Origin of the sequence: Enterococcus sp. OL5 (assembly GCF_006491895.1) — a bacterium.
GTDB lineage: Bacteria > Bacillota > Bacilli > Lactobacillales > Enterococcaceae > Enterococcus_D > Enterococcus_D innesii.
The window spans coordinates 210,925-224,562 of the sequence record NZ_VHIL01000001.1 but is presented as its reverse complement, the minus strand read 5'-3'; the positions used below and the strand labels follow the sequence as shown (position 1 = coordinate 224,562).

The following is a 13,638-nucleotide window of genomic DNA, read 5'->3' as shown; positions in this document are numbered from 1 at the left end:
AATGAGCAAAATAATCGCTTTACAAGACGCTTTTATCGATAATAGAGAAGACTAGATTTAGGAGGAAAAGAAAAATGTTGATTGGTTCACACGTTTCAATGAGCGGCAAAAAAATGCTTTTAGGAGCAGCAGAAGAGGCGGCTAGCTATCAAGCTACTACGTTTATGATTTATACCGGAGCTCCGCAAAACACGCGGCGCAAACCGATCGAAGAGATGCAGATCGCAGCCGGACAAGATTTTATGACGGAAAAAGGAATTTCGAATATCGTCGTGCATGCTCCTTACATTATTAATTTAGGCAATACCATCAAGCCTGAAAACTTTGGCTTTGCCGTTTCATTTTTACAAGAGGAAATCCAAAGAGCGCAAGCTTTAGGTGCGACTCAAATCACGTTGCATCCCGGTGCCCATGTCGGTGCAGGTCCCGAAGCTGGGATCAAACAGATCATTAAAGGCTTGAACGAGGTCCTTGAAAAAAATCAAACTGCCCAGATCGCATTAGAAACAATGGCAGGTAAAGGCACCGAGATTGGTCGCAGCTTTGAAGAACTGGCAGCAATTATCGATGGCGTTACTTTAAATGAAAAATTATCCGTTACACTAGATACTTGTCACACGAATGATGCCGGCTATAATGTCAAAGAAGACTTTGACGGCGTCTTAAACGAGTTTGACAAAATTATCGGTTTGGATCGTTTGAAAGTCATCCATGTCAACGATTCTAAAAATCCGCAAGGCAGTCATAAAGACCGACATGCCAATATTGGTTTTGGGACGATCGGTTTTGAAGCGTTGAATAAAATCGTTCATCATGAGCAATTAACAGCGTTGCCGAAAATATTGGAAACACCGTATGTCGGGGAAGACAAAAAAAACAAAAAAGCCCCTTATGGCTATGAAATCGCGATGCTGCGGGAAAAGACCTTTGATCCTGAGCTATTGACGAAAATCATGGCGGGTGCTTAAACGGTTCATTTAATAGGAACTATCTTGTTGTGGGAGGAAGAAAATGGACTTTCAGTTGCTGATCAATGCCGCGAAACAAAAACTGGGATTCAGACAGCTCTCTCAATTTGCAGAAGCAGGGAGTGTCGCAGCAGCACTAGCTACTGCAGATGGACAGATCTATACGGGGATCTGTATCGATACCAGCTGTTCCATGGGCTTTTGCGCAGAACAGGCTGCGGCTGCGCAAATGATCACCGATGGGCAGCAGCGGGTGTTACAGATGGTTGCAATCAATTCAGCAGGTGAGCCGATCCCACCTTGTGGTCGTTGCCGTGAATTCATCAGCCAGCTAGATCCTGCCAATCAGAACACGCAAGTGATGATTGCAGCAGGAAAAATCATGACGATAGCAGAGCTGTTGCCTTATGATTGGAAATCATCAAAATAAAAAGAGACTTAGCCCCTTAGACCGCTGTGTTTGAAGGGGCATCTTTGTATTATCAATCCAATAAACGATCAACGTTTTTGGATAAAAAAACTCCTCAACCAGCAATAGCGCTTTGTTGAGGAGTTGATCGATAGCAATGATTAGAATTTTTTCGCAGCTGCTGCTACGCGTTCTAAACCTTCAGCAATGATTTCTGCTGTTTTAGAAGGATCTGCATTGTGGCCTTCGATGATTACTTCTTCTGTGATGTTCATGCCGAACATACCACCGAAAACTTTTTCCATAAAGGTTACAGCATTTTCCATTGCGCTCATTTCACCTGAGTAAACACCACCACGGGCATTCAATAGAACGATTTCTTTGTCTTTCAACAATTGGTTCATTGAACCATCTTCGTTATAAGAGAAAGTAAAGCCTGCTTGGAAGATGTAGTCGATAAAGGTGTGCAAGGCAGCTGGGATCGTTAAGTTCCACATTGGGAAAGCGAAAACGATGGTATCTGCTGCTGCGAATTTGTTCATCACGTCTTGACGGACAGTCATCAATTCTTGTTCTTCTTGGTTTAATTCTTGTTCTTGTGAAAGTTTGCCAAATGCTTCAAATAACGTTTGACCGATATAAGGCATTGGTTGTGCGTACACATCAAAGGTTACAACGTCCACATTGTTGGTATCAAGATTTTCAACGAAGGTATCAAACATTTTTTGCAGATACTCCATCAGGACGGTTATTGGCTTTAACAACTAAAATATTTTTCATTTTTTTCCACCTTTACTTTAAGTAAGTTTTAATCACAAAGTGTAGTATACTATAAAATATTTTTGCTTACAATAAATAAGTGTATTTTTTTTAAAAAAGCTGGGATATTGCAGTATTTTTCACGAGGTTTTGGTAAACTTTAGAGAAACAGGAGGGATTCTATGAAAATATTTGTGGTCGAGGATGACAAATCATTAGTCAAAATGATGGAAAATCAATTATCCCGCTATGCCTATCAAACCTTTGTTCCAGAAAATTTCGCTGCTGTTTTAGATGAATTTTTGTCGATTCAACCAGATTTGGTTTTATTAGATGTCAATCTGCCTTATTATGACGGGTTCTATTGGTGTCAAAAAATCAGAGAACGTTCGCTGGTTCCGATTCTGTTTATCTCGGCGCGCGATGGCAACATGGATCAAGTGATGGCTTTAGAATACGGGGCCGATGATTATCTGGTCAAGCCTTTTTCTTATGACTTGCTGCTAGCTAAAGTGAAGAGCCATATTCGCAGAGTTTATGGGGATTATGCGCAGTCGGATCGTGCGCGAAGCTTGAAAGCTGGCGAATTAATCTATTATCCGGAAGCGTTGAAGATGGTCTATCGTGAAGCCAGTGAATGGCTGACTGTTCGAGAAGGAGAATTATTGACCCTGTTAATGTCAGCACACCCAGAGATGGTCAAACGAGAACGGATCTTAAATCTATTATGGGATGATGAGCGTTTCGTTGATGACAATACACTTTCTGTCAATGTTGGCCGTTTGCGAAAAAAATTGGCGGCAATGGGCATCAATGATCCAATCCAAACGATTCGCGGCAAGGGTTACGCCTTATCGGTAGTAGGTACCGAACAATGAGAGAATACGTCAAGCTTCATATAGCGAGAATTTTGATCACCGTTCTCGCTATTTCACTGTTCGTCTTAGTGATTTGGCTCGATGGGTATCGAAATTATTTAGTCATTGGGTATGGTCTGTTACTATTTTGCTTGTTGCTTTTGTTTGTTTCTTTGGCGGAGTATCTATCCAATGCCGCTTTTTATCACTATCTCAAGAGTGGAAAAGCTGTTCGTGGCAGCAATGGCTCTCTTTCCAAGAAATGGCGTAAGCAGTTCGATGCAAGAGAACAGCAAATGCAAGAGAAACTCACCGAACTGAATCAGCATCATCAAAACCACATCCGTTTTATGAATATATGGGTTCACCAAATGAAAACACCTGTCTCGGTCTTGGCGCTAATGGCTGAAAGTGAGAAAGTCGACAGCTACGATCTTTTGGCTGAGACAGATCGCTTGAAGAGCGGCTTGGCGACCGCCTTGAACTTTGTGCGTTTGGAAGATTTCACGGAGGACTTTGTTATTGAGTCCGTCTCCCTGCTGGAAGTGGTCAAGCACGGGATTGGTGAACAGAAGCGGAATTTTATTCGCAGCGAAGTCTATCCGAAACTGTTGAGTGATGCAGATATCACGGTCACAACAGACAAAAAATGGCTAGGGATCTTGCTGTTTCAACTCATCAGCAACGCCATTAAGTACTCAAAGCCAGAGAGCAAAGTCTGTTTTGAAATTGATCCGTTTTCTAGAAGTTTGACGATCTCCGATGAAGGATGTGGGATTGCGGAAGCGGATCTGCCAAGGGTTTTTCGCCCCTTTTATACAGGTCAGAATGGTCGGCAAACAGGCGAGGCAACTGGAATCGGACTTTACTTAGTCGAAACGATCAGCAAGCAATTGGATATCGATATCGCTTTGGTCTCTAAGGAGAATCTAGGCACGACGGTTACATTAACGTTTCGGACGTAAAGGCTTTCTTACAATTTTGTAAGCTTTCTATCACGAAATCGATAACTGATTGCGCTGCCACCTGCTAAACTGGTAGCAAAGGAGTGAAGATGATGGCTTTACTAGAATTGAAAAATATAACAAAAACCTATGCGGGAGAAGTTTCTGTTGAGGTGTTGCAACAAATCGATCTCAAAGTGCCAGAAGGAGAATTTATCAGCATAATGGGTCCTTCTGGCAGTGGAAAGACTACTATGTTGAATTTGGTAGCAACATTGGATAAACCGACTGCAGGTTCAGTGATCATCAAAGGAGAGCAGCCGCTGGAATTATCTAAGCAAAAACTCGCAGAGTTTCGTCGTCGGCAACTGGGCTTTGTTTTTCAAAACTACAATTTACTTTCACCATTGAGTGTGCTTGAGAATGTTATTTTACCACTGACATTGGATCGGGTGCCGGTTCCTGAGATGAAAGAACGTTCGGAACAGCTATTACGTGAACTTGGGATCTATGAGAAAAAAGACAAACGCATCTATCAGCTTTCCGGTGGGGAGCAGCAGCGGGTTGCGATCGCTAGAGCTTTGATCCATCAGCCGGAATTGCTTTTAGCAGATGAACCGACAGGTAATCTTGATTCAAAGGCAGCACGAGATGTCATGGAAATACTAAGTCAGATGAACAAGCAGCGCAAGGTGACCACCATGATGGTCACCCATGATCCTTATTCCGCCAGCTTTTCTGATCGGGTCGTTTTTATCAAAGACGGAAAACTGTATAACGAAGTCTATCGCGGGGCTGATCAACAGCAATTTTATCAAAAAATTCTTGAAGTCCTAGCACATTTAGGAGGTCGCCGTCATGAATTTCAGACAGTTGATCATTCGTAATCTGCGGGGGAATTTTCGAACCTATGCGGCCTACTTCGTCAGTAGCGCCTTTGCGGCGATGGTGTTTTATATCTTTAGTCTTTTGCTCTTTCATCCGCAATTGGAAGAAAATTTGTCCAATAGCGGTACACTTTCAGAATTGGCGAAGGTCGGTCTATCCGTCGCACTTGTGGTGATCGCTTTACTGTCGCTGTTGTTTTTATGGTATACATTTGTGGTCTTTTTAAAACGACGCAAACGTGATCTGGCAATCTACTTGATTTTGGGGATCGAAGAAAAAGATCTGCGAAAGATTTTGTTTGTCGAAAATGCCCTTTTAGGAACCTGTGCCACAGTGACCGGTATTGGGTTAGGGATTTTATTGACGAAATTATTGCTGCTGATTGCGCAAAATGTCATGTATCTAACAGAAGGACTGAAATTTATGGTTCCTATGGAAGGTTTAGGATTGACCTTTGGAATCTATGTCTTTATTTTTCTCTTGATCTCCTTTTTCAGTACTCGCGCCTTGCAAGGAGAGCAGATCATCTCATTGATCAAGGAAAATGAAAAGCCACGTCCTGAACCAAAAAGCCATTGGGCATTGGCTTTTTCAGGAATTGTGCTGTTACTAATTGGCTATGGATCGGTCTTTTATTTTAGCTACCAAACGTACTCGATGCTGCCGCTTATGCTAGGAGTCTTGTTGACTGTTGCGGGCACGATTTTGTCATTCCATCAGTTCAGCGTATTTCTATTGAAACGATTAAAAAAACGCCCGACCTTCTTACGAGGGACTCGGATGCTGACTATCAGCGAATGGATTTTTCGCATGCGAGACAATGCGGCGATGTATAGTCTGATTGCTATTAGTACCTCCGTGGCATTCGTTGGGATTTCCGTAATGCTGGCGATTGGCAGTTCTTCTTTTTCTTCGATCCAAGGAATTAGTGTAGCCTATGTATTTCCGTGGTCTGGGCCAGAAGACCTCGATCATTCTGAGAGGAAAATGAATGAAATTAAAACTGCCATAGAAGAAAAAGGGTATGCACCTGTATCAGATAGTGTTTCCTTACTATGGGCCTATGCGAATCTTGATGAATCTGCAGTTATGAATGATTCATTTTATACGACGAATGGCTTTTCAATTATGCGAGAAAGCGACTATCAGAAAATGATGAAACAAATCGGTGAGGAAGCTGATTCCGTTGCAGATAATCAAATAATGACACTTAGTGCTAATTATTCACGTCGAAAACAGCTCCTAGAAGTCCCTGAGAACGAACGCACAAGTATCTACCCACTTGAATTGGGTTCAGAAACCGGTATAAAAAAGGATATTACGATTGTCCACAGCCCCTCAATGCTTTCTCTGGATTTCTTTGGACTGTCAGTTGTGACAGATAAGACCTTTGAGGAGTGGCAAGCCCTCTTACAAAACTCTAACGATGATATGGAATCTGGTTTTATTTGGTTAGACTATCCAGAATGGGCTGAAACACCTGAATTGGTATCTGATTTCAATGGGAATTTAGATAAAGAAAATGCCTTGATCGATCAGCAATACGAAGAGCTCAGTCAGGAGTTTGAAGCCAAAGGAGACTATACGGATGAAGAGTGGTCAGAAGCGGCAAAAGACATTCCGATGCGTACGTCTTATACCTCGAAATACCAAGTTTTCCAAGAAAATCGTCAGGGAAATGGCATCATTTTAATGATCACGGTATTACTGGGTTCGGTTTTCTTTATTTTCTCCGCTTCAATTATCTATTTCCGTTTATTTGCAGATTTAGATAAAGATGGGGCGTACCATCGTTCCTTGCATATCTTAGGTGTGTCGCCGAAGGAGCGGCACAACGTTCTGAGACGCCAGCTGCAAGTGATGTACTTCTTGCCAACAGTCGTGGCAATGATCCATTTTGCGGTAGCGATGACCGCTTTGCGTATCTTAGTAGAATTGCCTGTTTGGCAATACTACGGTGTGATCGCTAGTCTCTTTTTGATTTTTCAAATCGTTTTTTACTTGATTTGTCAATATCGATACTTCCAGCAAATTGATAGGATCGCCGATCCTACAGAGTAGTTTAATTTTTAAGTCAAATCCCTTTCAGTCAACACGGATTGGGATTTGGCTTTTTATTTGCTGCAATGTTATTTTCCTTTGGCAATGAAGCGTTTTAATTGTGTAAATCACTAATATGCAGATAAAATTAGTTAACACTTATTCTATCAAGCAGTCGCCGATTCGCTGCTAGAATGTGGCAACTGGAAGTCTATTTTCTCAACGTGAAACGAAAAGACAATTGTTAAGTACAATATTCATGTCGAGCACAGTGACTGCTGTGATCGGTAGGTTTAGCTAAGCGCTCACTTAAGGAGGAAACCAATGATCAAACGACTAGGAAAAGCATTTGCTGTCTTGCTACTGTTACTTCCTGTTTTTGCCGGTATGCGGATTGTTTATGGAGAAACCGATGTGGGAGCCAAGCTGATCACAAATGTGTCGATCGTCAATAGCCACAATGAAGTCATTACAAGTATCGAAAAAGATGACTCGTTTAAAATAGATATGAGGTGGAGTTTAGAAAATTTGGGTGACGTAAAAGCCGGTGACAAAGCAACAGTCACCTTGCCAGTTGAGATTGAAGGCGTCAATAATACGTATGCTTTATACGATGAAAATAACAACTTAGTGGTCAATGTTACCCAAGTTGGCAATCAGCTGACCTTTGTTTTCACGGAATTTGTCGAAAAAAATACCAATGTACATGGGGACTTTTATTTTTGGACAAAGTTCAGCGATGAAGTGACAGAGAACCAAATCAACAACATTAACTTCGAAACAGTAAATGGAACGCAATCGGTGCCTATTTTTATTCAAGCAGTGGATGATACAGGGGAGGGTGCCTTACTCACCAAACAAGGACTGTATTTAGGTACGCAAGAACCCAAACGGATTATTGATTGGCGTGTGTACATCAACTCGTTTGATACAAACCAAGTGACGATCAAAGATGGAACGTTTATTGATATTTTAGGTCCCCATCAGACACTCGTCAGTACGACTGCTCGAGTTGTTTACGGACCCAGCGTTTCCAACCCAACATATGTTGATGAAGTACTGATCGTTTTAAACAGTGATGGCTCCTTTGAAATTCCTTTGCGGGATACAGAGGAACGGATCTACATTACCTACAAAACAGAAACGGATGGTTCATTGGAACAATATACCAATCGGGGCATCCTTGATGCCGTGGTCAATGATGTGCCAAGAACAAGCAGTATTACTGGCTATACACCACGCTATGGTGGCGGTGGTGGTGGAACCGGTGAACCAGGAGAATCCAGCAGCACGGAACCAAGTAGCGAAAGCAGCACCAGTAGTACAACCGAACCAAGTAGTGGAAGTAGTACAAGTAGTAGCACGGAACCAAGTAGCGAAAGCAGTACAAGTAGTAGTACGGAACCAAGTAGTGAAAGTAGTACTAGCAGTAGTACGGAACCAAGTAGTGGAAGCAGTATGATTAGTAGTTCAGAATCAAATAACGGGAGTAGTTCTAGTAATAATGGGGCGATGACACATCAAAGTTCAACCCCTGGGAACATGCAGGTATCCCAATCAAATAATTTGCATAATCAGTCAGAAAAACAGCAGTTTCCTAAAACGAATGAAGCGTCTAATCATTTATGGATTGCAATAGGAATGGTTTTAGCAGGATGCGCGTTGAAGTTAAGTTGGTGTAAATTTATCAGGTAGAAAGAAACTGAAATTTTGGAGGCAGTATTATTACTAGGAAGAAAAATTAATAAAGACTTATTTAAAGGGAAGATGCCATTTTATGGCTACTTTCCTTTTTTTTTCGGCGCATGTTTTTTCTGAGAATTTATTATAATTTCCTTATCAAGTTATCTTGAAATATTCATTTAGGAAGTGAGGAAATGAGAAAACTGGTTGAAATCGTGTTGATTTTGCTGTTAGCAGGATTATTGCTGCTGGTGTTTGGTTTCGATCATACTTCAGCAAAAGAACGAGCCGGAGGGAATTTATCGTTTTCTGTTCAAACCAACCGAGTGATCTATGACGAAACCTTGAAACTGATTACGGTTCCGGTGCGTCCGAACAAAACACTAACTTCACAAAAGGTTCGTGTCCTACTAACTTATGGTTGGGATGGGAACGGTCACAGCGAAAAAGTGATCGGCGAAACAGTTTTAACGAATGTCGATTGGTTTTCAGGTGTTGAAAACTACTTAAGAATTCAAGCTGAGATGGTTATTGATGAGATAAAAAGTATGGATAAAGTTGATTTAGTTGTCATATATGATGGTGAAACAACGATAACTGAGAACTTGAAGCCCAGTCAATGGCAGGTAATAACACCCCCGAGCTCTAGCGAAACCACGAACTCTGAGATAAGCGCAATCTCTAAGGTGACTGAAGAAACGGGCTCTTCCTTTAGTAGTATCGAACCGAAATTTAGCGACTCTCAATCCACGGATCCAAGGACTTCTACTACGGAAAACACAAGTCAGGATTCTCAAAGGATCGAAAGTAGTCACAATTCAAGTGAGTCAGAAAGTTTGAACACTCAACCAGTCAGTGAGAGCGAATCAAGTCAGATAACTAGGAGTCGAGAAACCACCGCAACAACAGGAACAACGACCGTTAGTGAAGCTGCATCTGAGGAGCTTTCAGATTCAGAAACGAAACCAAACAAACTAGCGCCTAATCAAAGTCAGTCAAGCGAACGGAGTGTTTCCTCCAATGATCCCGGAGGTAAACAACTCGCTAAAGCATCGTCTTCAGTGAAAAAGGAACAGGAACAACGTACGGAGACAAGCAGTGCTAAGGAGGTCAATGCAGATGTACTACCGAAAACCGGCAGCAAAAATACGAGTATTCGCTATATCCTCTTTGGTCTAGGCGTGGTTATCCTTGCTGTCTTCCTTTACTGGCTGAATCGAAAGTTATTTTCTGATGAGAGGCAGTAAAGAAAAAAGCCAAGGAAAATGAGAGACTTGATAACCCACGATTGGAATTTTCTTCCCCAGAAAGCACAATCACGTTTTGTTTTACTGTTTTAACAAAATGTCTGACGATCGTATTGAGGCGTCAGACTTTTTTTATGAAAATACACAGATAACGAAAGGAAAATTTGTTAAAAGTGATTTGACAGAAAAGAGCGCACGGTGGTACGATCACCAAACACTGACAGCTTACAATTTTGTAAGATGACAAATTTAGGGTAAAAACAGCGTTTGCTGATTATTCAAGCGAGGGAAATTTCATGTTACTGGCACTTTTGGATACGACAGAAAAACAAATTTATGCGTTTCTAAGTCATTGTTACGAAACGAACAAGAAAGATTATACAATGAAAGAGCTCTCAGGTGTTTTCGATTGGAAAACCAACAAAATGCAGTCGATCGTTCAGCAAGTAGAGGTGTTTCGTGCACGCTATCCTCAGTTTACTTTGACCTATGATCGGTTGGAGAAAGAAGTGTCCATTGCTTTTTCTCCACGATTCCTATTGAGTCAAGCCTATAGTGTATTGTTGCGGGGAACCGTTGGATTTATCTTGCTGGATGCACTCTTTCAGGGGGACTATCATTCCCTTGAACAACTCAGTCAAAAAACCTTTAGCAGTCCCCGCACGATTCAACGAAAATTGCAGGAGTTAAATCATGTTTTGGCGAACTATCATTTGTCCTATAGTTTAAAAAAAGGTGATCCTTTGGCAGGTGCTGAATATGCGATCCGCTATTTTTATCATCTTACCTATTGGCAAATTTTTGACGAGAAGGACTCACGAGTCTTGGCATCGCTCAAGGAGAAAGAGCAGGCTGTAGCGCTGTTTGAAAACCATGCTTCTTATATGAGAAAAATCGATATCGAGAAATTTCTTCATCTATTCGCTATCTCCGTGCAAAGAATCCACCAAAAGCATCCGCTTTTATTTTTACCAAAAGAAGTACTTACGTTTGAGCACCCATTAATTGAAAAAAATCAGTTTGATCAGGTCTTTTTGAAACCATTGTTTAACAGGAATCATCTGTCGTTTTCTGATATTTCGGAGGATGAACGCAGTTTCTTGTATTATATGTTTGGCGTAATGAACACCTATCTTGAGGAGGATCTCGATGCTGCTAACATCTCGTGGCTGACTCAACCACAGTACCAGCAAGAAGCGCAGCTCGTTGAAAAACTAGCCGTGTATTTTCGGTTGACGTTTACAGAAGCCGAAAAAAACTATTTACTGGTTAATCTGGTAATGATCCATTCCGCCTCTGGCTGTTTTGGTACGCGACAAAAAAGCGATAGTTTTGGCAAAACAACCGACGAGCAAGAGCTGCAAGCAGCTTTTCCGGTGCTTTATCCAACCATGAAACGTTTTTTTTTTTGAAGCGACTGTTTCTTTACCAGAGTTGCGTAGATTACTGCAAATGAATGATCGCTTGATTTTCCAATACTGTATGTTACTGAGAGTTATTTTTATAAAATATGAACAGCCGGTCACGTTCTCGATCCATTCGAAATACGGAAAAACGCAAGAGCTTTGGATCAAGAACCGCTTGATGAACGCCACGCATCGAGCGATGGCCCATTATTCGCTGTCTCAAAAGCCAGATTTGGTGATCAGCGATTATCCGATCCATCAGGAATTTCCTGAGGAAGAACAGCCGTACCTCTTTTATTGGAATGGTCACCCAAGCGCAAAGGAGTGGAAACAGCTCAAGCAAGTGATCAAACAGATCAGAAGTGCCAAGAACAAGGCAGCGTTTGCCCAGCTGGCATTCACCCAAACGGAGTGATTCCGCTATAAGATCGATCAGATAGAACTTATAATTTTGCCAAGCTTTTGACCAGTAGCAATAGGTCAAACCTGAAAAGTGACAGTGATAAACGAAGAGGACAAGAAGCAAAAACAGGAGCATCGATGTTCCTTTTTCGCTTCTTGACTTTTTTATACAGAGATGGCATGGTATACATATTATCATAACGTTTTTTATTTAAAATCGTTGCAGAAATGGTGTTAGGAAGAAGGGGTAACTTTGACAGAAGTATTAGCACTGCAAAATGTTTCCAAATTGATTGGAACCAAACGAATCATTGATGATGTTTCCTTTGTGGTGGACCAAGGACAAGTCGTTGGTTTACTAGGGCCTAATGGGGCTGGGAAGACGACGATCATCCGGATGATCGTTGGCTTGATGAAGCACAACACAGGATCGATTGCCATTATGGGAAATTTATTGGATTCTTCGTTTAAAACAGCGATTGCCTCAGTCGGAGCGATCGTTGAGAATCCTGAGTTTTATAATTACATGACCGGATATGAAAATTTGATGCAGTATCAGCGCATGGCGAAGAAAAAAAGTACGACAGCAGAATTAGAAGCACTTATTCGTCAGGTACATTTAGAAGGACATATCCATCAAAAAGTCAAAACCTATTCATTAGGAATGCGTCAGCGTTTGGGTGTTGCCCAGGCATTGGTCCATCAACCAGACTTATTAGTTTTAGATGAGCCGATGAATGGTCTGGATCCTAAAGGCATGCGGGAGTTTCGAGAAATGATTCTTTCTTTGAGAGAAAAAGGAGTTTCTGTCTTAGTTTCCAGTCATCAATTAAGTGATATCGAACAAATTGCCGATCATTTGATCGTGGTGCAAAAAGGAAAAGTCACTCATCAAGTAGCAATGGCAGAGTTGAAAGCAGAGAAAAATGTACTGATTATTAAAACAGATGATAATGCGCAAACAGAAGCACTGTTAAAAGCTTCCTTTGACGTCGAGGTCTTGCACGTAGAAGACGAATTGCAAGTCACTCTAGCAACCGATCAGCGTTCGGCAATCGCTGCAGCGATCGTTACGGCGGGTATCGGCTTAAAAGAACTACGGACAAAGCAATCTTCTCTAGAAGATACATTCTTGGCTTGGACCGAAGAAGGAGGTTTGTAAGCATGCTGACATTGATTAAAAATGAATGGATCAAATTAACAAAAAAACGTTCTACTTGGATCATGCTGCTTTTATTGGTTTTAATGACTTTTGGGTTGACCTATGTGGTTCGCTTAGGTAGTCCAGAAATTGGTGCCAATGATTTGTTTGCTTCTTTGAGCGACATGACTTCGTTCTTAAACTTATTTGTAGTGATTGTGGCAGCTTCTTCAGTGGCGGAAGAGTTCAGTCGTGGAACGATCAAGTTCTTATTGATTCGGCCTTTTTCCAGAAGCCAAATCTTAGCAGCAAAAGCCATCAACACGTTTTTATTTGCGCTTTTAGGGACTGCTGTTTTACTAATCAGTAGTTTAGCAGCCGCCAATTTATTTTTAGCAGCTGAATCACCTTTTGCTGCTACTGGCTACAACGGGCTAGCGGCGATTCTCGTTGCCCTTGTTTTTGCGGGAACCAACATGCTATTGATTGTCTTTTATATTGCATTGACCATCTTTATCTCAGCCGTCATTCGTTCTCAAAGCTTAGCGGTAGGCTTAGGCTTGGGTATGTTGTTCGGAAGCAGCATCATCAACTCGATCATGCTTTTTGCGCAAGAAAAATACCCATGGCTGAAGTGGAATCCATTTAATTTTATGAATATCAAAGAGCAGATACCGAGTTTATTAAATAGTCCTGACATGCAGATGACTGCTTTTGATCCGGGATTGGGCTATTGGCAAATGGCGATCGGGATCCTTGTTTACAGTGTTTTAATCTACCTTTTAACAAATTGGTTATTCAACAAAAGAGATGTCGCATTAAGTTGAGGAAACGAGTGAAAGTTTTTGGATAAATCCAGCTTTCACTCTTTCTTTTTGTGTTTTTTTCTAGTAA

At 41.4% G+C, this 13,638-nt stretch carries 10 protein-coding genes and 2 pseudogenes; 11 read left to right on the top strand and 1 reads right to left on the bottom strand.

All coding sequences use genetic code 11. The features are described from left to right. Positions 1-74: 74 nt before the first annotated feature. The gene (locus FJU10_RS01020) at positions 75-968 is read left to right on the top strand and encodes a deoxyribonuclease IV (protein ID WP_081118081.1); all 894 of its coding nucleotides are present in this window, start codon (positions 75-77) and stop codon (positions 966-968) included. A gap of 43 nt (positions 969-1,011) precedes the next feature. Continuing rightward, positions 1,012-1,398 carry a cytidine deaminase family protein gene (locus FJU10_RS01015; RefSeq protein ID WP_081118082.1) on the top strand — a complete coding sequence of 129 codons (387 nt, stop codon included), beginning with the start codon at positions 1,012-1,014 and terminating at the stop codon, positions 1,396-1,398. 140 nt (positions 1,399-1,538) lie between these two features. Here FJU10_RS01015 and FJU10_RS01010 read toward each other — a convergent pair. After that, positions 1,539-2,157, bottom strand: a pseudogene (locus FJU10_RS01010) (FMN-dependent NADH-azoreductase). Positions 2,158-2,318: 161 nt separating this feature from the next. On the opposite strand from FJU10_RS01010, the gene FJU10_RS01005 reads away from it, so the two are divergent. From FJU10_RS01005 to FJU10_RS00965, 9 genes and pseudogenes are all read left to right on the top strand, one after another. Further along, a complete protein-coding gene (locus FJU10_RS01005; protein ID WP_081118083.1) occupies positions 2,319-3,014 on the top strand; it encodes a response regulator transcription factor in 696 nt (231 codons plus the stop codon). Beyond that, a complete protein-coding gene (locus tag FJU10_RS01000) occupies positions 3,011-3,958 on the top strand; it encodes a sensor histidine kinase (protein ID WP_081118084.1) in 948 nt (315 codons plus the stop codon). The genes FJU10_RS01005 and FJU10_RS01000 overlap by 4 nt, the downstream gene beginning before the upstream one ends. A gap of 89 nt (positions 3,959-4,047) precedes the next feature. Beyond that, positions 4,048-4,824 carry an ABC transporter ATP-binding protein gene (locus FJU10_RS00995; RefSeq protein WP_077454307.1) on the top strand — a complete coding sequence of 259 codons (777 nt, stop codon included), beginning with the start codon at positions 4,048-4,050 and terminating at the stop codon, positions 4,822-4,824. Further along, on the top strand, positions 4,796-6,886 hold the full coding sequence (locus FJU10_RS00990; RefSeq protein ID WP_140964916.1) for an ABC transporter permease: 2,091 nt from the start codon (positions 4,796-4,798) through the stop codon (positions 6,884-6,886). Before FJU10_RS00995 ends, FJU10_RS00990 begins: the two co-directional genes overlap by 29 nt. A 303-nt stretch (positions 6,887-7,189) precedes the next feature. Beyond that, positions 7,190-8,560 (top strand): Ig-like domain-containing protein, encoded by a 1,371-nt coding sequence (locus tag FJU10_RS00985; RefSeq protein ID WP_140964915.1) that lies wholly within the window; start codon positions 7,190-7,192, stop codon positions 8,558-8,560. Between the two features lie 182 nt (positions 8,561-8,742). Then, complete coding sequence (locus FJU10_RS00980) at positions 8,743-9,795, top strand: LPXTG cell wall anchor domain-containing protein (protein ID WP_140964914.1); 1,053 nt, start codon at positions 8,743-8,745, stop codon at positions 9,793-9,795. Positions 9,796-10,091: 296 nt separating this feature from the next. Beyond that, a pseudogene (locus FJU10_RS00975) lies at positions 10,092-11,616 on the top strand (helix-turn-helix domain-containing protein). Between the two features lie 240 nt (positions 11,617-11,856). Then, a complete protein-coding gene (locus tag FJU10_RS00970; RefSeq protein ID WP_140964913.1) occupies positions 11,857-12,765 on the top strand; it encodes an ABC transporter ATP-binding protein in 909 nt (302 codons plus the stop codon). 2 nt (positions 12,766-12,767) lie between these two features. Continuing rightward, entirely contained in the window at positions 12,768-13,571 is an 804-nt protein-coding gene (locus FJU10_RS00965; RefSeq protein ID WP_140964912.1) for an ABC transporter permease, read from the top strand. Positions 13,572-13,638 lie beyond the last annotated feature (67 nt).